The sequence below is a fragment of the Acinetobacter sp. LipI_19 genome (genome assembly GCF_058242925.1).
Genome location: NZ_JBZAYK010000001.1, coordinates 2,157,997 through 2,176,743 on the forward strand (window position 1 = coordinate 2,157,997; position 18,747 = coordinate 2,176,743).

Below are 18,747 nucleotides of genomic sequence, written 5' to 3' on the forward strand. Positions count from 1 at the left end.
AGCACCTATGAAACAGCTTGAACTTTTTGGTCATGAAGCTTTTTCAGACCCTCAGCAATTTCATGAGAAAGGCGCTTTCCTTTCTTTCCTGTTTTTAGGTCACTTATGTAGTTTTGAGAACATGGAACAAGTGAGGCTATCTCTTGTTGGGTCATGTTCCCTTTTTGCTTGTCTTGAAGCTCATTAATTAATTGACTCCAGTTCATCATTTTGCATCCAAATAATTGCGATACAGATAATTTATCTTGATTGCGATAATTAATCAACCGCCATTGCGATACTTTTTTACATCACAATAGCGATAAAATAGAAAAGGTAATTTTTATGTCAGTAGGCAATAGAATTCGTTCACTTCGTAGAACACTTAAATTATCTCAGCCTGAGTTGGCTAAAAAAGCTGGTGTAGGTCAATCGACAATTTCTGATTTAGAGAATGACAAGAAAAGTACATCAGCAGAAAATATGCTTTCAATTGCTAATGCCCTTGGTGTTACAACTGGTTTTCTTTTAACTGGGGGTCTAACATCTCCTGGAAATGACATTGGTACAATCAATCAAATTGCTGAAAGTGTTAGTAATGTTAAAGATATTTCATATCAAATTAATGATTTAGTAAAAATTAAATACTACCCATCTCTTCCTATCTCTTGTGGATATGGATCATTTGGTGAGGTTCTTGAACAGGATTATGAAGAGATTGATATTAATCCTATTCATTTAAAAGAGAGAAATATCCAACAATCTGCATGTGTTGCATTCCCAGCAAGTGGCAACTCAATGCTTCCAACCATTAAAGACAAGGATACTGTTTACGTTGATTTAAATCGCACAACTATTAGGGATGGCAAGGTATTTGCTATATGTCACGGAGGTTTATTTAAGTTTAAGAGATTGTATAATTTACCATTGGGCGGAGTTCGAATTATCTCTGATAACGCTGCTGAATACCCTGAAGAACGCTTAACAGCGCAAGATGTTGTTGATCAGCAATTTGAAATAATTGGCTGGGCGTGGTCTTGGCAGTCTATGGAGAATTGGTAGTGCAAAGGAAAGAGGTTTTATTTGTATGGGTTTGGCAAATCGGTAGCATATCCACTTTGATTTACCTGTTGTTTTTTAATACAAATTACAATTGGTGGAATTGGATTATTGTAATTCCGATTAACTTTATTCTTGCTGAAATATGGCCGATTTATTGGTTTTTAAGATGGTTGGGAATTGGCTCATGAGAATATTTCATATGTTGTGGTTACCATTTGCTTATTTGTTCTTCCCTTACAAACTAGCCAATCATGCCTTAAGGGGTACTTTAAAAAAATATGGAATTAACCTTCAGGTTATACCAAACTCTCTTACTCAAGAAATTTCAAAAAATATAATTAATAATCAAAAGCTTTATATTAAAAGACCAAGTATTTTTAAACAACTATACGATTTACAGTGTCTTACTGATTACAATGCTATCATTATGAAAAAGATAATAAATCATGAGTTTAAATATGAATTTGAAATAACGCCAGAGATTGCGATTGTAAAAGACATCATGCTAAAACATACAATTAAAAAAATGCAGAACAAATAATTATCTCTTTTAAATCACTACCCACCTCGTGTGGGATTTTTTTTGCATATCATAAAAATTTTAGCACTTTTGCGATATATTCAAATATCGCTATTGACATATATTATCGTTAGTGCGATATTTATCTCACACCAACAAAAAAGCCCCTTACTTTCGACGGACAGGGACTTTTACTCAGTGAGTAAATTCATTATGCAAAAGATACATCCAAAAAGTCAAACCTCGATGCTCTATCAGCATCCAACTAAGGCTAATACAGTCCAGTACAAAAAATCAGGTTTAGTTATTCCCTCTCTAATTGTTATCGCTATGTGTTTGGGCGGTGTGGTGAATTGTGCAGGCTTTCAAAGCTCGGTAGCTAAGGTGGGGATTAAACAATGAATATGCCCTTTACTCTACCTCAAACAATTAGCGCACCATTCAAGCTTGATGACATCAACCTAGAACATGGTCAAGCAGATTTCTACACATGTGATGACGAATATTGCTTAGAAATTAAATTTAAGGCGCATTACTTCAAGAATAGTGATGATTTTCAATCTTGGAAAGATGCAGATATTGAAGAACTTTGCGACATCAAAGCATACAACGAAGATGGTCAACTCAAGCATTTCTATATCAATCCTTTGAACTTAGAACTACTCAAAGAGTCAATCGAAAAAGCAGTTTGGGAGCGAATGATATGAACATTCAAGTTAACACCCAAGCGATTGAGTTAGCACGGCTTAAGGCTGTTGCAACTCGATTAGTAAATGACTTAGTTGGTTTGTCGGATGAGCGAGACACTGTGACCACAGTAGATGGAAATTGGATTCATATTGATTTTGTTGGTCGTGGATCTGAGCAGTTTAATTTGGAACTTTCAGATGCTTATTCAATCCAAACAAGAATTAACTATCTAACAGATAACATTAATAATTTGTCAAAAATCAAAAGCTACATCTTGGAATGCTTAGCAGCTTAGGAGAAGAAAATGAAAAACAAAATGTCTAAAGAAGATTTCTTAACAATCTTAGCTGGCTTGTTTGATGCAAATACTGGCGATTCCAATTTTGATGAAGATGCGTGGCTAGAAGATTGGGAGCAAGGCAAAGATCCTGTAGCTGCATTCTATGACGAATACCCTGAATACGATGACCTTTGAGGAGAAGAAAATGAATGCACCAGTAAAATCGGCAAACGCTCAAGTTCCAATGGTTCAAGATCAAAATAATCAACTCTTTAGCCTTGTAGAGCGTGTTCTTAGTAGCTCCACACCAGACATGGCAATTATTGAAAAGATGTTGGATATGCAAGAGCGAGTTTTAGCAAAGCAAGCTGAAATGGCTTTTAACCGTGACTTTGCAATGATGGCTCAAGAAATACCTGTTATTGCTGAAACGTCTAACGGTCACAACATTACTTATGCTGCATTAGAAACCATAGACGCTGTTGTACGCCCTATTCTTTCCAAGTTTGGCTTTGCTACATCATTTCGTGTAGAGCATCCTGAGTCTGCAAAGGTAAAGGTTACATGTGTCTTAATGCATAAAGATGGGCACAGAGAATGCACAAGTATGGAATTAAGTGCTGACACTTCTGGATCTAAGAATGCAGTTCAAGCACTTGGGTCAAGTGTTTCATATGGGAAGCGATATACGCTTTGCGCAATGTTAAATATCACAACTGCTAAAGAGGATGACAACGGGTTCGCAGCAAAGCCTTTTTGCCCCATGACCGATGAGCAGATTCAAATGCTTTCAGGGTTACATGATCGTATAGATCAGTTTCAACAACAGCTATTCTTTGAGCAGTTCGGATCTATTGGGAATATTAATAAATCCTTATTTACTAAAGCGCAATCAGCATTAAACAAGTTAATTAAACAAGGAAATGGCTATGTTAATACTTGATTGTGAACAAGGCTCACAAGAGTGGTTACAAGCGCGAGCAGGTTTAATTACTTGCTCTGAGTTGGAGTCAGTATTCTCAAAAAGCAAGGGAAATGAGCCTTTTGGTAAAGCTGCAATAACTTATATGTATGAACTTATTGGTGAGCAAATCACTGGTGAGCCAAAAGAGGTTTATACAGGTTTTCATACTGAACGAGGCCATATTCAAGAACCTTTAGCAATCGAAATTTATGAATTGCAGCATGATATTGATGTTCAAAAATGCGGGTTCATCAAAGGTGAAATGATTGGATATAGCCCAGATGGTTTGGTGGGAACAAATGGCTTAATTGAATGCAAATCCAAATTACCGAAATTCCAAGCACAGATTCTTTATGAAAAAGAAATACCTTCTGAGCATTTCTATCAATGTATGGGTGGGCTTTGGGCTTCTGATAGGGAATGGATCGACTTTATTAGTTACTGCCCTTCTATGCCAATTTTCATAAAGCGACTATTTCGAGATGAAAAGATCATTACTGAAATTAAGAATCGCGTTGATCTCTTTATGAATGAATTGGATAGACGGAAACAAATAATTATAGGGAGTGCAGCATGACCCTCCTAAAACTTTACTTTCACTTGATAAAAATGGCGTGGTGGTTGTGATGGAAAGAAATCAATTAAAACCTGTAGATGTTGTGCGTGATGAGTATGGTTCATGGATTCATCCTGAATATCGCAAATATTTTAATGAGCATCACGAAAACCAAGAATGGCTTTCACAAGATGAATGGGATGCTATAAAACGTCATTTCAATATTGAAACTGTCTCATTTTATCTTGAAAGCTGCACATCATTGGATGATTGGGAAAAAATGATGGAAAACGTAGATTTAACAGATTGGAAACCAATTGCTCCAAATGGATTTTTCTTAATGGATATTCACTTTACCGAAGATGATGCAATAGCTGTATTTGCTCGTCCGATTCGTGAAATTGAGGTGGCGTGATGGATATTCAAAGAAAAGCGTTCGAAGAATCAAACAATGTAAATCCCGACTGGTCTTTTAAGTTTGATGAAGAATTACAACAATATGTTGCTGTTGATTTTGAAATGACAAATCAGGTCGATGAATTTAATGAGCACTGGGATACGTTCCGTGCTGGATGGGATGCCAAAGCCCAAGCGGTGCCGGAAGGGTTTGTTTTGGTGCCGAGAGAGTGTCCAGACCCTATTTTTGCTGACAAACTTTTCGATCATCTTTGCAAAAAAGCACACGGTGAATTTGGAGATGATCAAATGATATTTTTTTCGGATATAGATGAAAGTGCAATTTGGCAATTAATGATCGAAGCACAGGAGCAAAGTCATGACTAAGAAATGCGTGAACAATGGCAACTGGTTAAATATGTGTGAATCTTTAAAAGAAGTAACTACCCATCATTACGGTGATATTGAAGCGAACGTCATGACAACAAGTGATCGAAAATCCTCTCGTCTTGAAATTGTCGCAGGTCGATTTAAGAAAAATCGAGTTGCTTTGAATTTTTGCCCTTTCTGTGGTGTGGATATTGTGACTCAACACAAGGAGCCTGATCATGACAATTCAAACTGAAGAAATCCTTGAAACAGCTCATGAAATTGCAGATCGATTATCTCCCTATGTAATCAGTGAGCAATCTGCTGAGTTGGAGTTGTCATCAAAGGAAGTTCAAGACCTATACCACATTGTTATGAATTTCATCGTGATCAATGAAGCGAATGATTTGCCAAGTGAAGTGGTTAAGAGTTTGGGAGAAGTGGCGTGAACTGGATTAGTGTTAAAGATCAAATGCCGGAACCTTTAAGAAATGTTTTGGTTTTAATTGATGAAAACCCTGTAAAAAACCAAAATCAAATGGTGGCTAATTTTATTCCAAAATTTACTGAGGAATCGGAATGTGGTGAGTGGTCAGAATTTTGTGAAGAAAGGGATATGTACTTCATCCCTGAAGGCTGGTACGCAAATACTGCTTACATTGGTGATGAGTATTCAAGTTACTTCATTGATGAAAAAGTAACTCACTGGATGCCACTGCCAGGGCCACCAAAAGAAGAAGGAGAAGTGGCGTGAATCAAAAATTACTTGATCCTTGTTGCGGTTCACGCATGTTTCATTTCGATCGTCAAAATCCTAATGTGACTTTTGGCGATGTTAGAAAAGAAGATCATATTCTATGTGATGATCGTCAATTAATTATTAATCCTGACATTCAAATGGATTTTCGCAATATGCCATTTGAAGATGAAAGCTTCCATGGTGTTGTATTTGACCCACCTCACCTATTACATGCTGGGGATAAAAGTTGGCTTGCTTTGAAGTATGGGAAACTTGGCCAAGATTGGAAGAATGATTTGGCCAAAGGTTTTTCGGAATGTTTTAGGGTTCTTAAACCAAATGGAATTTTAATTTTCAAATGGAATGAGACTCAAATTAAAGTCAGTGAAATTTTAGCATTAACAGACCGCAAACCTTGGATTGGCCATCCAAGTGGAAAACGAGCCAACACTCATTGGATTTGTTTTATGAAAGAAGAAAAGGAGGAAGGTTGATGGAAATTGATCGTCGTGTCCGAGCGAAAGAATTTATGCAGCTTCTTTCAATTAAAAAGGATGCCTTTTATAATAAAGTGAAATTAGGTGAGATTGAACAACCAGTGCGAATCAATAAGAAAGATGTATTTTGGCATGAATCTTATGTGAAGCAAAAAGTTGAAGAACATAAGCCTGAAAAAGTTATAGCCTGCTCATAGCAGGCTTTATTTTAAGTATTGATTTTTTAAAAACGGGTAACATAACGGGTAATTAACCAACACACTTAAAACATTCAATTTAAAAACAAATACTTAAACCAAGAATATGTATTTGCAATTAAAATATTCACTAACGGGTTCTCTGATTAAAATTTATTAAATGACTACTGAGTTATTTAATTCAAATTTATTTAACAATTATATATAGTTACTTACTCAATTTTAAATCTAATTTGTGACTATAAAGATGATTACACGTTCTCTTACTCATACTATTTCTATTGCTCTCATCACACTTTGTGCACAATCTGCATTTTCAGAAACATTAACTTCACAAGAGTCTGATCGAATTGCGAAAGAAGATATTGCAGCAACCCAAGTGCTTGCCGAAGTTTGCCCAGTGTTAATCGGTAACAATCCTGCATTTCAAACTAAAATTGAGAATTTAACCCAAATCTTATTAAAGGATCTCTCGAAAACTACAACATTAGTGCAGCTTCAACAAGATCCAGAATACCAAACTGTACTGAAAGAAGCACAAATAAGTGCCAAAGAAGTGGATCAAGCTGAACACAAAGCAGTATGTGCTGATGTACTTGAACTTTCACACTAGAACAGCATAAGAACCTCACGACCAATGCGATGTTAAAAAATACTTTTTTGACATCTTTTGCATTGTTAAGTTTGCGAAAATTTCAAATAAATCTACAACATCGATACACTTTCTCTATATTTTTCACAGTTTTTACGTTTAATCTATGCAAATTCTCAAATTAAAAATTGATTAGGTTATTTATGCGTATGACGTTAAAAATGCTGACATTAAGCCTTGTATCAGCAAGTAGTTTATTTATGACACATGCTTTTGCCGCATCTGACAAAATCGAAGTTACTCAGCAACAAGTATCTAAAGAAGAATTGGCTGCAATTTATGTATTGTCGGATATCTGCCCGAGTCTAATTAAAACAGATGCTGCGTTTAACAAAGGTTTTGATCATCTGCTTAAAGACTATATGCCAAATGACAAAGATCCTAAAGCAACCTTAAAATCACTTACCAAGCAAAAGGATTTCCAAAGAGCGTTAAAAGAAGCAAAAAGTGATGCAAAAAAAGCAGGTGATGCTGAAAATACAGCGATTTGTAATGACATTAGTCACTATCAGTCATAACGATTTGTACGATATATTCAACAAATATTGAATTAGTTACAATAAGTAAGAAATAAGCCGACTTTCCTTGTAGAAGTCGGCTTTGCTTTGCCCTAAAATGCTAGCCTGTTTGTGCTCATATAACGATTGGAACGACCTAGAATGACTCGAAAAAGCGCCATTGCTGCATTATTACTTTTACCTTCATTTTCTTATGCAGCAACCGTCTTAACAACTCCGCCAGAATTAAATAATAAATCGTATGTCTTAATGGACTATGAGACAGGTCAAATTCTTGCATCGAAGAATGAAAATGAAAAATTAGCACCTGCTTCGATGACTAAAATGATGACGAGTTACATCATTGAGCAAAAACTTCTTAAAGGTGAACTGACCGAAAGTGAAAAAGTTCGCATGAATGAGTCTGCATGGTGCCGTGGTAGCAGTACTGAATCTTGTATGTACGTACCTTTAAATGGTACTGCAACAGTTTTAGAAATGTTACGAGGCATTATTATCCAGTCAGGTAATGATGCATCTAAAGCTATGGCTGAACATATTTCCGGTAATGAGGGTTCATTTGCTTATGCGATGAACCAAGAAGCCAAACGTGTGGGCATGGTCAATACGCATTTTATCAATGCAACAGGTATGCCTGCTGAAGGTCATTACTCAACCGCAAAAGATATGGCGGTACTTGCTAAACATATCATTCATGACAGTTCAAAATATTATCCTATTTATTCGGAAAAAGAATTTACTTTTAACGGCATCAAACAAGGTAATCGTAATGCCTTACTTTATACTGACCCAAGTGTTGATGGCTTAAAAACAGGTCATACAGATGAAGCGGGTTATTGCTTAACTACCTCCTCAAAACGTGGTCCAATGCGTTTGATTTCTGTGATTTTTGGTGCGCCGTCTATGAATGAACGTGCGAGTCAAACACGTTCATTATTAGCATGGGGTTACTCAAACTTTGAAACTGTCAGTGTGCAACCTGCAAATCAAGTTCTTGCTAAAGCAAAGGTTTATTTTGGTAAAGAAAGTGACGTACAAATTGGTTTAGCTGAAAACTTCAATGTGACGATGCCTAAAGGTCAGGCTAATGCCATTAAAACTCAAGTTACTGTTCAACCCAACTTAAATGCACCATTAAAACAAGGTCAGGTTGTAGGTAAACTTACTGCAACTTTAGACGGTAAAGTCATTGCTGAAAAACCATTAGTGGCGTTAAAAGCTGTAGAAGAAGCAGGCTTCTTCTCTCGCTTGATCGATCATATCAAAATGTTCTTTAGCAACTTGTTCTAAATTATTTGCTTAAACCTAATATTGAGTTTATTAGACTAAAGCACAGGCATCCTGATCACAGATTTGGATGCCTTTTTAATTTATACTCGGTAAAAACACATTGGTTAAATTTTGCTTTTGACATGGAAGCCAACATGAAAAAAAATATTCGTTCGTATTTAGACCATCATCCTAAAATTGATTCAAGCTGTTATATCGATGATCTCTCGGTTGTAATCGGTGAAGTAACTTTGGCGGAAAATGTATCTGTTTGGCCTTTTGCGGTGATTCGTGCTGATGTTAATCACATTAAAATTGGGCGTTATTCTAATGTACAAGACCATTGCATGTTACATGTTAGTCATAAAAATGATGCTAAACCCAATGGTTCACCTTTAGTAATTGGGGAAGATGTGACGATCGGGCACCATGTCACTTTACATGGTTGTACCATTGGCAACCGTGTTTTAGTTGGAATTAATACCATTGTTCTTGATGATGTGGTAATTGAAGATGATGTCATGATTGGTGCAGGCTCTCTAGTTCCACCAAGAAAGCGCTTGGAAAGTGGTTACCTCTATGTAGGAAGCCCTGTACAAAAAGTTCGCCCTTTAACCGATAAAGAAAAAGAATTTCTACCTTATTCAGCAAGACATTATGTCAAAGTGGCGAATCATCATTTAGAGACACACGATTAATCATAGGATTAAAGCAAATATCTAAGCATGCTTAAAAGCGTATTTTTTATTTGAATACATGTTGCTCAAGTAAATCTAATTCCACTAAACTACAGTGGAATTAGGCATTACATTTTGGATCAAACCGCTATTCAGAGACTTTGTAGTATTTGGTTAATTCTTCAAATACGGGTGCTTTGACATTGTCTTTTAAGATATAGCGGGTAATCACACCTTGATCTGTATGTATTTCCATAAAGATATTTTGCGAGCCTTTGAAGTCCCCCATTAGGTTGACTGGAATAAGCACACTGTTACGAGAACGATTTGCTTTAAATGCAAAATCAATTTCAGTTGGCCCAATCACATTAAATGAGTGACTTTTTGCACCATCACTAAATACAACTTTTTCAATATTATATTTGGTATAGGCGCTATTTAAGCTGAGTTTCACCTTTAAAAAGTCTTTATGTGTCTCATTCCACACCACAGTGACAATTGGACAAAGTTCACTTGGCTGGCAAATTAATAATCCCTGTGTACCTACATTTGAAGTGGCATCATTAGGATTTGAAGCACACCCAGTGATCAGTAATACACCTAAAGGTATACATAATAATTTCTTTATCATACTTTTTAAATCCTATTGTATGCCCAAGAATTGGAATGGCTAAGCGATCTTAAAACAAGAACTGGCTTTACCTGTATAAAACGTTGCTTGATCAAGCCCCAATTCAAGCTTTTTGATTTGACTATCTTTTATAGTCAATGTCTTATAATTCTATCCAAAAAACATTCGACGATACAGTAGATTCAAACAAATAAAGTCTTTTATGTTTTAGTGGGGTACACCCGTAAATAGCGAATGTATCTAATTCTGTGTTCGGTATTAAGTCGAATAATCATACAGACATATTGCGTATTACACTTAACACATCTACACATGAATATTCCAGCGGTCTATTGAGTTAGATCGATAGAGCCAAATACATCAGTTTATATAGTAATTTTTATGTGAAACATTCTGACCTACAACAAGTTGGTATAAAATAATAGATTAATCAGTTAAAGCGCTGAGATTTCAGCTCCAAATGCAAGATAAGCAAACTTGCCCAGAAGTATTTTAAGCATATTATGGATACATGTCCGCTTAGGATGATCAAAGAAAATCCGCATGAACATAGCCACCACGTGCTAAATTTTGTAGAATAATGCTTTATCTCCCTTGGTGCTGGTCATGACCGCTTGGACACCCCACGTTACTGTTGCGACAGTTGTAGAAAAAGATGGAAAATTTCTTTTTGTAGAAGAATATACCGAAGGTGTAAGCCATACTGTGTTCAATCAACCCGCTGGGCATGTTGAATATGGTGAAACTATTATTCAAGCAGCGTTACGTGAAACCATGGAAGAGACAGGATATGCAGTAGAAATCAATTCATTACTGGGGATCTATACCTATACCCCACCCATGTTTCCAGACCGCACTTATTTTAGATTTTGCTTTTTAGCGCATGTGACTGAATACTTTCCAGACGCACAGCTGGATACAGATATCATTGGACCACAATGGATGACGCTTGAAGAACTGCTTGAATCTGCTCGCGCAAGAAGTCCTTTGGTCATTAAAGCTGTACAAGATGCACTTTCTGGGCAAAAATACCCACTTTCGCTCATCTATGAGCACCAAAACTCTCCTTTAATTTCAAATTTGGATGCCTAATCCTATGCAACAACGTGTCATCGTCGGTATGTCGGGTGGTGTAGATTCATCTGTTTCTGCTGCACTTTTACTTCAACAAGGATATCAAGTTGAAGGGCTTTTCATGAAAAACTGGGAAGAAGATGATGGCACGGAATATTGTACCGCAATGGATGACCTTGCTGACGCACAAGCGGTGTGTGACAAAATTGGGATCAAACTCCATACTGCAAATTTTGCAATGGAATATTGGGATCGCGTATTTGAACATTTCTTAGCAGAATATGCCGCTGGGCGTACACCAAACCCAGATATTCTGTGTAATAAAGAAATTAAATTCCGTGCATTCTTAGATCATGCTGTCAATTTAGGCGCTGATTTTATTGCAACTGGACATTATTGTCGTCGTGGTGAAACAACCACAAATTCAAAAGGTGATCAATATGCGCCTTTATTGCGTGGTGTAGACAATAACAAAGACCAAACCTATTTTCTTCACGCAGTCCATGGTCGTGAAATCAATAAGACCTTGTTCCCTGTTGGTGAAATCGAAAAACCACAAGTACGTAAAATTGCGGAAGAATTGGGTTTAGCCACTGCCAAGAAAAAAGATTCAACAGGAATCTGCTTTATTGGTGAGCGCCGTTTTAATGACTTCTTAAAACAATATTTACCGGCACAACCTGGAAAAATTGTCTTAGATACTGGAAAAGAGGTTGGTGATCATCACGGCTTAATGTACTATACGCTCGGTCAGCGTGGTGGTATTGGTTTAGGCGGTCTCAAAGGTGCTGAAGAAGGTGCTTGGTTTGTTCTACATAAAGACATTGAATCTAATCGTCTTGTAGTTGGGCAAGGTCATGAACATCCACTGATGCAGAGTACCATTTTATGGTCTGAAACTATTGACTGGGTTGCGGGTGAACAAGCAATTCCAGACACTGGTTTCCGATGCACGGCAAAAACTCGTTACCGTCAGCCTGATCAAGCATGTACAATTTATAAAGATACAAACACTCCGAATGGTGTTCGTGTCGAATTTGATGAAGCACAGCGTGCCGTTACTCCGGGACAAAGTGTTGTTTTCTATGTCGATGAAGTATGTTTAGGTGGTGGTGTGATTCATCATACCAACGCACCAAAACCAGATTTTATTGAGTAATGATTAAAAATTATTTAAAGGAATTTAGGCATGGTTGAGTTGCCCTTTCAACAGCCTCAGACTTTGAATCAACGCCAAAATCGAGCTTTGGCGTTAGCAGCTGTGTTTCAAGCAACACAGCTGACGCATATGACTGCAATGTCAGGACGTCAAAGTATTGGTGAAAGTGGTAATTTCTATTTTGAACAGCTCATCAAAGCTAGCCTCAATATTCGTCCTTCTGCCAATCTATCCGGTCAAACTTTAGATTTTTTCAATCAATTGGCAGACATTTCTTTAGGTTTAAAAGCTTTAGAAAGTAGTATTACACAACCTTTCTCGACATCACCGAAATCTAGAATTCCTAAAATTGCCAATGCAAAACTACCAATGACTTATGCAATGTCGTTATTGGCCTTGGAAAAAAAAGTCTATAGCAATTCAAAATTTGTTGAAATTATTGAACAATCTCAACAAAAAATATTAAAACAGCTGTCTTTTTTTGATAATAACTATTTACATCCAAGTATCATTGCCAATTTAGCACAAACCTATGTCGACACTGCTGGTCAAATTAATCCTCGAATTCTAGTTCGCGGCAATGCAGAGGCCTTTAAAGATTCTGCCCATACCAATCGTATCCGCGCCAGTTTATTCACAGGCTTACAAATGGCACACCTATGGCGTCAATTAGGTGGTAGTTCATGGAATATGATCTTTAGCAAACGCAAACTTCTTCAAGATATTCAAGATCTGGCTCGATTACAATATCAGGTTGTTTAATTTGATACTGTTCGGGTTACGCCATTCGCTCTAATTCCAAAATTTAAGGAATCTTTATGAACGCTTTAACCGCCCTTTCTCCACTAGACGGACGCTATGCAAGCAAATGCGATGCATTACGCCCTTACCTCTCTGAGTTTGGTCTCATCCATGCTCGTGTGACTGTTGAAGTGCGTTGGTTACAAGCGCTTGCAAATCGTCCTGAAATTACAGAAGTGCCCGCTTTTTCTGTTGCAACCAATACTGCTTTAGATGCGATTGTTACTCAATTTTCTGAAGATGATGCTAACCGTATTAAAGAGATTGAGCGTACCACTAACCATGATGTAAAAGCGGTTGAATATTTCTTAAAAGAAAAAATTGCACATATTGATGAGCTTAAAAATGCAGGTGAATTTATTCACTTCGCATGCACTTCAGAAGACATCAACAACCTTTCTCACGCTTTAATGTTGAAAAGTGGTCGTGAAGTATTAGTTGTTGCTATGCAACAAATTGTTGATTCTATTGTGGCTTTATCTGAAACACATGCTGAACAACCGATGCTATCACGTACCCATGGCCAAACTGCTAGCCCAACGACTTTGGGTAAAGAAATGGCCAATGTTGCATATCGTTTAGCACGTCAAATCAAACAGTTTAAACAAGTTGAATTATTGGGCAAAATTAATGGTGCAGTGGGTAACTACAACGCACACTACTCTGCTTATCCTGAAATCAACTGGCCTGCTCACTCGCAAGCATTTGTTGAATCACTCGGTTTAACCTTCAACCCTTATACAACTCAGATCGAACCACACGATTACATCGCTGAATTGTTCGATGCTCTACGTCGTTTTAATACAATTTTAATCGACTTTAACCGTGATGTTTGGGGCTATATCTCTTTAGGCTTCTTTAAACAACGTCTAAAAGAAGGTGAAGTCGGTTCTTCGACAATGCCACACAAAGTCAATCCGATTGATTTTGAAAACTCAGAAGGTAACTTGGGCATTGCAAATGCAGTATTAGCGCACTTAGGTGAAAAATTGCCAATTTCCCGTTGGCAACGTGACCTCACGGACTCTACCGTATTACGTAACATGGGTGTTGGCTTGGCACAAAGTTTAATTGCTTTTGAAGCATGTTCAAAAGGTATTGGAAAACTTGAACTTAATGCGACACGTATTCTTGAAGACCTGGATCATGCACAAGAAGTATTGGCTGAACCAATTCAAACTGTAATGCGTCGTTATGCAGTTGAAAAACCATATGAAAAATTAAAAGCATTGACTCGTGGTCAAGCGATGACACGTGACATGATGGTTGATTTTGTCAATGGTACTGAGCTTGAAGCTGTACCTGCTGCTGATCGTGCACGTTTGGCTGAAATGACTCCTGCTACTTACACAGGTAATGCTGCGGATCAAGCCAAAAAAATTAAAGATTTGATTGCTAAAATCTAAGCTTTTAATCATCTAAAAGACCTAAAAAATGCGAAGCCGATGCTTCGCATTTTTTTGCATTTTGATTACAATGCGCAGTAATAATTTTTAGAAAATACCATAATGATTTATCATGCCTTAACAAAAAAACATTGGCTTGTTCTTGCTTTGCTTGCAATCGCAATCATTCTTGCCAGTATCAATCCCTTAGAATACCCATCTTACATGCTGCATCAGATTGGCACCTTACTCATGCTGATTGTTCTATTTTTCTGTCTAAAGAAAATAGGGCTGACATTTTCATCATTTTTATTGTACATCCTCTTCTTGGTGATTCATGTCATTGCTGCACATTATCTTTATTCTTATGTGCCTTATAATGATTGGTCAATCAAATACTTAAACTTTGATCTCAATCAAGCAGTGGGGTGGACACGTAACATGTTTGACCGCTTTGTACACTTATTCTATGGCTTATTTCTTTACCCATTTTTCTACCGAATTTTCCAAGTGTGGTTACCAAACTTAAAGCCTAAAACCTTATTTTTATTAGTCATTCAATTTGTTATGGCAACCAGTTTATTTTATGAATGGATTGAATGGTGGATTGCCATTGGCCTATCTCCAGAAGAAGCTGAAAACTATAATGGACAACAAGGTGATATATGGGATGCGCATAAGGATATGTTCTTAGCCACCATTGGTGCAATCATGACAGGATTAGTCGCTTTAAAAGCTGCGGCAAAAGGGAATCATCCTCAATAATAAGGCTTTTCTCCCTTCCAATATACTCACTTAGCGATCAACTTCTTGGTGAGTATAAAATCAACTGAATTTTACTTTTGCAATCTTTGTTTATTCTCTAAGATATCGGGCAAACTGCGCTCAATCCAACCAATCAAATAGTTTAATTTTTCAGCCGCTTGTGCACCTAAAATCGTCAATTGATACTCTACTTTCGGTGGTACCTCAGGATAAACCGTTCTCAATATAAAGCCATCTTGCTCGAGCACTTTTAATGTCTGTGCAAGCATTTTTTCGCTGATTCCCTCAATTCGATTACGCAGTTCGCTAAAACGTTGTACGCCATCATTTAAGCAACGTAAAACCAATACAGACCATTTGCTGGTTAAATGCTCCAATATTTCTCTAGATGGGCACTGACTGGATAAAACTTGACCAATTAAATCACTTGAAGCATAGATGCTCATAAATTCTCTCTACACAGTAATTAGCTTACTTTTAGGTACGTACTTACATATAGTAAGTTTAATGATTATGATAATAACATCAAGTTTAAAAAACATCCAACTTAAACCATATTTAAAGGTGAAATTATGAAAATCGCAATTACAGGTGCAACGGGTCAACTTGGACAATTGGTGATCCAAGCCTTACTTCAACATACAGCAGCTGAAAATATTGTAGCGCTGGTTCGAAATCTAGATAAAGCACAGTCACTTAAACAACAAGGGATCGAAGTTCGTCTATTTAACTATGATCAACCTAAAACATTGATACCTGCATTAAACCACATAGATAAATTACTTTTAATTTCAGCCAATGAAATTGGCCGTCGAACTCCTCAGCATAAAGCAGTTATAGAGGCAGCTGTCGCAGCCAAAGTTGAATACATTGCCTATACCAGCTTACTCAATGCAACAGATAATCCACTAGGTTTAGCGCAAGAACATCGTGAAACAGAAGCTCTCATTCTGCAAAGTGGTTTGAAATATACATTTTTACGCAACAATTGGTATAGCGAAAATTATCTTGGTAACGTTAAACATACGGCAGAAACCGGAACACTTTACGGCAGCGCTCAAAATGGAAAAATCAGTTCAGCTTCTCGTTTAGATTATGCCGAAGCTGCTGCTAAAGTCCTTACTTCCTCAGATCATGAAAATAAAACTTATGAGCTTGCAGGTTCAAATCATTTTACCCTTGCAGATTTAGCCTCTTATATCACTTTGGCATCAGGTCAAACTGTACAGTATCAAGATATCAGCTCGGAAGATTATACTCAGTCACTTCTTACGGCAGGGTTACCCCATGCACTAGTAGCGGTTATTGTTGACGCAGATGTACAGACTGTAAATGGTGCAATGTATAGTGAAAGTAAAGACTTGGAACATTTAATTGGTCGTAAAACAACGCATATTCAGGATCAGGTTAGAGCTTTATTTTAGGCATTTTTAAAGATAAGCATGGGCTTAATACAAAATTTAAGCCCATGCTATACTGAGCAATTAAGGATGAATATTTTTGATAGGAAAATCGATATTCATCTCCAGATCTGCTAGGGACTGTCTTTCTGTGTTGTACATGGTTGCACGGAACACCGCAATTTTTCTCATCGTCATTGGATCATTAATATTCAGTATTGGCTTAAGTTTATGCTTCACATACAAATGAATCACTTCATCAAAATCTAAATAAACAGGTCCATCAAACATAATTTTGATTGGAACTTGATAACGTCGTTTTAACTTAAATGGCACCGAAAGTTTAATCGGAATATCCACTTTTAAAGGAAATTGAGGCAGTAGTTTATTTTGATAAACCAAATCCGTGGTTGTTTCTAATGGCATTAGCGTTTCAATCTGAATATCAGTCTCATAATCAAGCTCAACCTCAATCGGCGTTGTTACAACAAAACTTAAATTAGCCAAATATTTGCCTTTTAAAGGTAAAGCCAACTCACGGTCAATCGTCAACTCAGTATCTAAAGCACCTTGTGCATGTGTTTGTAAATAATTCCCCACATGGATTTTTGTCGGTAAAGATTCCGACAATTGAATTTGTGCCCTTTGCGCAGAAACCTGCATTGAGGCATGAATATTCAAATACAACCAAACGCACAGCGCAATGAGCAATACGACGCTCATAAAAGTGAACAACAAATTTCGTATAGATTTAAAGATCCACATTTCCATACCACCCTATTTTAAAGCTTCGGACTGTGGTTGTTGTGGTTTTACTGGCGGATGATCGCGGCGTGATAGCCTTAAACTATTGAGCGGAATTTTAAGTTGCCCTTTTTCAATTTTTACCGGTAATGTATTTTGAACATCTACTGTTGCTTGAAGTGCTGATTTAATTGGAACATTGAGGTGGCCCTGAATTGGAATATTGGTTTTTAATGTCGCATCAAGTGGCACATGTAAATTTTCTTTAAGTAACACCTTTACTGGGGCATCAAACTTTAAATGAATATTTTGGTTGAGTGGCACTTGTAAATTAATCGGCACATCCATATGAATCGGGATGTTCCCTTTTAATGGTAAAGTAATATCTTTACCTAACACAGTGACTTTAACCTTGGTATCAATCGGCATATCCTGATTGATTTTGATCACTTCATTCACAGGAATTGTGGTTTGAATAGGGACTTCATTATCAAAATACACATGTGGGGTTAAGGTTTGTGTAATCGGTAAGTTTAGCTTTTCATGAATAGGAATTTCAGCTTTCACTTTTCCTTTGACATCCACATCTAATGCGTCATGAATTTGTACTTTGGCTTGTAAAGGTTCTTTTAAATCGATACGTACAGCTTGATTTTCAAGTGGAATATAAATATTAAAATGTTTAAATACCCAGATTGCAATCAATACACCACACACCGTAGCAATAAGAATAAAGGCAACTCCCGCCATAACTTGCTTCAACTGCAAAATCCTGTCCTTAATTTTTATCCTTAATTATTTTTTATTTTAAATACTTATGTGAATTAATATGCGTTTTTATGTATAAAAGTCGAAGAATTTTGTTTAATTATTAAACAATTGATATCTAATCTACGGATTATTTCGAAAAATCAGCTAACCAATAGCACTGCACAATTGCTGTATTATTTTTATACTCAACACTCACATCGCCTTTTTCATGATTTTGATTGAATTTTAGAGTTTTAAATCGCTGCTTTGCTGTTGTAGCACTCAGATCAAAATATAAATATTGATTGTATTGTTGCGCGGGACGACCAAAACTAAATTCTATTTTGCGAATAGGAATGCCAGCATAAGTGACATTTTTTAATTTATACGTGGTTGAGTCATAAACCTGTTTATCCACATATTTTACATCAATCGTATAGTGTTCAAGTGGTGCAATCAGTTCTGAATTTTCATTATGAAAATCGTATTGCTGCCGAATTGCACAGTTTTGTTCGAAGCGATCTTTTAATAAAGGACGTAGTTCTAAGGATTTGGCATGTGTAGCTCCCGTTAGCAGTAACATCATGCTCAGTAATATCTTTTTCTTCATGTGATTTTCCTTTGTTGCAAATTACTTTATATAAAATAGCTTTTATTAGACTTCTTGCGTTAG

Annotated in this window: 30 protein-coding genes; 24 read left to right on the top strand and 6 right to left on the bottom strand. The window is 36.7% G+C overall.

The window, feature by feature from the left end:
- Positions 1–5 precede the first annotated feature (5 nt).
- Positions 6–209 carry an XRE family transcriptional regulator gene (locus AC4CVF_RS10670; protein WP_419371577.1) on the bottom strand — a complete coding sequence of 68 codons (204 nt, stop codon included), beginning with the start codon at positions 207–209 and terminating at the stop codon, positions 6–8.
- A gap of 115 nt (positions 210–324) precedes the next feature.
- Here AC4CVF_RS10670 and AC4CVF_RS10675 point away from each other — a divergent pair, with 115 nt between their 5' ends.
- From AC4CVF_RS10675 to AC4CVF_RS10760, 18 genes are all read left to right on the top strand, one after another.
- Complete coding sequence (locus AC4CVF_RS10675) at positions 325–1,041, top strand: XRE family transcriptional regulator (RefSeq protein ID WP_490789420.1); 717 nt, start codon at positions 325–327, stop codon at positions 1,039–1,041.
- A 199-nt stretch (positions 1,042–1,240) separates the two neighbouring features.
- Positions 1,241–1,582, top strand: a complete 342-nt coding sequence (locus AC4CVF_RS10680) for a hypothetical protein (protein ID WP_419371579.1) — start codon at positions 1,241–1,243, stop codon at positions 1,580–1,582.
- Between the two features lie 377 nt (positions 1,583–1,959).
- Complete coding sequence (locus AC4CVF_RS10685; RefSeq protein ID WP_490789421.1) at positions 1,960–2,268, top strand: hypothetical protein; 309 nt, start codon at positions 1,960–1,962, stop codon at positions 2,266–2,268.
- Complete coding sequence (locus tag AC4CVF_RS10690) at positions 2,265–2,546, top strand: hypothetical protein (protein ID WP_490789422.1); 282 nt, start codon at positions 2,265–2,267, stop codon at positions 2,544–2,546. The genes AC4CVF_RS10685 and AC4CVF_RS10690 overlap by 4 nt, the downstream gene beginning before the upstream one ends.
- A gap of 9 nt (positions 2,547–2,555) precedes the next feature.
- Positions 2,556–2,726 carry a hypothetical protein gene (locus AC4CVF_RS10695; protein ID WP_490789423.1) on the top strand — a complete coding sequence of 57 codons (171 nt, stop codon included), beginning with the start codon at positions 2,556–2,558 and terminating at the stop codon, positions 2,724–2,726.
- A gap of 10 nt (positions 2,727–2,736) precedes the next feature.
- Positions 2,737–3,474 (top strand): ERF family protein, encoded by a 738-nt coding sequence (locus AC4CVF_RS10700; RefSeq protein ID WP_490789424.1) that lies wholly within the window; start codon positions 2,737–2,739, stop codon positions 3,472–3,474.
- Positions 3,461–4,072, top strand: a complete 612-nt coding sequence (locus tag AC4CVF_RS10705; RefSeq protein WP_490789425.1) for a lambda exonuclease family protein — start codon at positions 3,461–3,463, stop codon at positions 4,070–4,072. Before AC4CVF_RS10700 ends, AC4CVF_RS10705 begins: the two co-directional genes overlap by 14 nt.
- Before the next feature lie 49 nt (positions 4,073–4,121).
- A complete protein-coding gene (locus tag AC4CVF_RS10710) occupies positions 4,122–4,466 on the top strand; it encodes a hypothetical protein (protein WP_490789426.1) in 345 nt (114 codons plus the stop codon).
- Positions 4,466–4,834, top strand: a complete 369-nt coding sequence (locus tag AC4CVF_RS10715; protein WP_490789427.1) for a hypothetical protein — start codon at positions 4,466–4,468, stop codon at positions 4,832–4,834. Before AC4CVF_RS10710 ends, AC4CVF_RS10715 begins: the two co-directional genes overlap by 1 nt.
- Positions 4,827–5,072 (top strand): hypothetical protein, encoded by a 246-nt coding sequence (locus tag AC4CVF_RS10720; RefSeq protein ID WP_490789428.1) that lies wholly within the window; start codon positions 4,827–4,829, stop codon positions 5,070–5,072. The genes AC4CVF_RS10715 and AC4CVF_RS10720 overlap by 8 nt, the downstream gene beginning before the upstream one ends.
- On the top strand, positions 5,056–5,265 hold the full coding sequence (locus AC4CVF_RS10725; RefSeq protein WP_490789429.1) for a hypothetical protein: 210 nt from the start codon (positions 5,056–5,058) through the stop codon (positions 5,263–5,265). The genes AC4CVF_RS10720 and AC4CVF_RS10725 overlap by 17 nt, the downstream gene beginning before the upstream one ends.
- Positions 5,262–5,570 carry a DUF551 domain-containing protein gene (locus tag AC4CVF_RS10730; RefSeq protein WP_490789430.1) on the top strand — a complete coding sequence of 103 codons (309 nt, stop codon included), beginning with the start codon at positions 5,262–5,264 and terminating at the stop codon, positions 5,568–5,570. Before AC4CVF_RS10725 ends, AC4CVF_RS10730 begins: the two co-directional genes overlap by 4 nt.
- A complete protein-coding gene (locus AC4CVF_RS10735) occupies positions 5,567–6,049 on the top strand; it encodes an SAM-dependent methyltransferase (protein WP_490789431.1) in 483 nt (160 codons plus the stop codon). The genes AC4CVF_RS10730 and AC4CVF_RS10735 overlap by 4 nt, the downstream gene beginning before the upstream one ends.
- Positions 6,049–6,249 (top strand): helix-turn-helix transcriptional regulator, encoded by a 201-nt coding sequence (locus AC4CVF_RS10740; protein WP_005029670.1) that lies wholly within the window; start codon positions 6,049–6,051, stop codon positions 6,247–6,249. The genes AC4CVF_RS10735 and AC4CVF_RS10740 overlap by 1 nt, the downstream gene beginning before the upstream one ends.
- A 247-nt stretch (positions 6,250–6,496) precedes the next feature.
- Entirely contained in the window at positions 6,497–6,862 is a 366-nt protein-coding gene (locus AC4CVF_RS10745; protein WP_419328286.1) for an MCR_0457 family protein, read from the top strand.
- Between the two features lie 182 nt (positions 6,863–7,044).
- Entirely contained in the window at positions 7,045–7,419 is a 375-nt protein-coding gene (locus AC4CVF_RS10750) for an MCR_0457 family protein (protein WP_336953211.1), read from the top strand.
- 141 nt (positions 7,420–7,560) lie between these two features.
- The gene (gene dacC, locus AC4CVF_RS10755; RefSeq protein WP_336953213.1) at positions 7,561–8,709 is read left to right on the top strand and encodes a D-alanyl-D-alanine carboxypeptidase PBP5/6; all 1,149 of its coding nucleotides are present in this window, start codon (positions 7,561–7,563) and stop codon (positions 8,707–8,709) included.
- Between the two features lie 134 nt (positions 8,710–8,843).
- The gene (locus AC4CVF_RS10760; RefSeq protein ID WP_490789432.1) at positions 8,844–9,386 is read left to right on the top strand and encodes a gamma carbonic anhydrase family protein; all 543 of its coding nucleotides are present in this window, start codon (positions 8,844–8,846) and stop codon (positions 9,384–9,386) included.
- Positions 9,387–9,513: 127 nt separating this feature from the next.
- On the opposite strand, the gene AC4CVF_RS10765 is transcribed toward AC4CVF_RS10760, so the two are convergent.
- A complete protein-coding gene (locus AC4CVF_RS10765; protein WP_004820707.1) occupies positions 9,514–9,996 on the bottom strand; it encodes a hypothetical protein in 483 nt (160 codons plus the stop codon).
- A gap of 606 nt (positions 9,997–10,602) precedes the next feature.
- Between AC4CVF_RS10765 and AC4CVF_RS10770 the strand changes: the two genes are divergently transcribed.
- The 5 genes from AC4CVF_RS10770 (at position 10,603) to AC4CVF_RS10790 (ending at position 15,180) form a co-directional block, all read left to right on the top strand.
- On the top strand, positions 10,603–11,088 hold the full coding sequence (locus tag AC4CVF_RS10770; protein WP_419328284.1) for an NUDIX hydrolase: 486 nt from the start codon (positions 10,603–10,605) through the stop codon (positions 11,086–11,088).
- A gap of 4 nt (positions 11,089–11,092) precedes the next feature.
- The gene (mnmA, locus tag AC4CVF_RS10775; protein WP_419328283.1) at positions 11,093–12,229 is read left to right on the top strand and encodes a tRNA 2-thiouridine(34) synthase MnmA; all 1,137 of its coding nucleotides are present in this window, start codon (positions 11,093–11,095) and stop codon (positions 12,227–12,229) included.
- 30 nt (positions 12,230–12,259) lie between these two features.
- Positions 12,260–12,991 carry a high frequency lysogenization protein HflD gene (hflD, locus tag AC4CVF_RS10780; protein ID WP_336953223.1) on the top strand — a complete coding sequence of 244 codons (732 nt, stop codon included), beginning with the start codon at positions 12,260–12,262 and terminating at the stop codon, positions 12,989–12,991.
- A gap of 56 nt (positions 12,992–13,047) precedes the next feature.
- Positions 13,048–14,436, top strand: a complete 1,389-nt coding sequence (purB, locus tag AC4CVF_RS10785) for an adenylosuccinate lyase (protein ID WP_336953225.1) — start codon at positions 13,048–13,050, stop codon at positions 14,434–14,436.
- A gap of 102 nt (positions 14,437–14,538) precedes the next feature.
- On the top strand, positions 14,539–15,180 hold the full coding sequence (locus tag AC4CVF_RS10790; RefSeq protein WP_490789433.1) for a DUF2238 domain-containing protein: 642 nt from the start codon (positions 14,539–14,541) through the stop codon (positions 15,178–15,180).
- Between the two features lie 71 nt (positions 15,181–15,251).
- Here AC4CVF_RS10790 and AC4CVF_RS10795 read toward each other — a convergent pair whose 3' ends face one another.
- The gene (locus AC4CVF_RS10795; RefSeq protein WP_004721299.1) at positions 15,252–15,626 is read right to left on the bottom strand and encodes a winged helix-turn-helix transcriptional regulator; all 375 of its coding nucleotides are present in this window, start codon (positions 15,624–15,626) and stop codon (positions 15,252–15,254) included.
- Positions 15,627–15,752: 126 nt separating this feature from the next.
- Here AC4CVF_RS10795 and AC4CVF_RS10800 point away from each other — a divergent pair, with 126 nt between their 5' ends.
- On the top strand, positions 15,753–16,604 hold the full coding sequence (locus AC4CVF_RS10800) for an SDR family oxidoreductase (protein WP_490789434.1): 852 nt from the start codon (positions 15,753–15,755) through the stop codon (positions 16,602–16,604).
- Positions 16,605–16,664: 60 nt separating this feature from the next.
- On the opposite strand, the gene AC4CVF_RS10805 is transcribed toward AC4CVF_RS10800, so the two are convergent.
- From AC4CVF_RS10805 to AC4CVF_RS10815, 3 genes are all read right to left on the bottom strand, one after another.
- On the bottom strand, positions 16,665–17,345 hold the full coding sequence (locus tag AC4CVF_RS10805) for a hypothetical protein (protein WP_336953231.1): 681 nt from the start codon (positions 17,343–17,345) through the stop codon (positions 16,665–16,667).
- A 12-nt stretch (positions 17,346–17,357) separates the two neighbouring features.
- Positions 17,358–18,092, bottom strand: a complete 735-nt coding sequence (locus AC4CVF_RS10810; RefSeq protein ID WP_336953232.1) for an MFS transporter — start codon at positions 18,090–18,092, stop codon at positions 17,358–17,360.
- A 130-nt stretch (positions 18,093–18,222) separates the two neighbouring features.
- Positions 18,223–18,684, bottom strand: a complete 462-nt coding sequence (locus AC4CVF_RS10815) for a hypothetical protein (RefSeq protein ID WP_336953233.1) — start codon at positions 18,682–18,684, stop codon at positions 18,223–18,225.
- Positions 18,685–18,747: the final 63 nt, after the last annotated feature.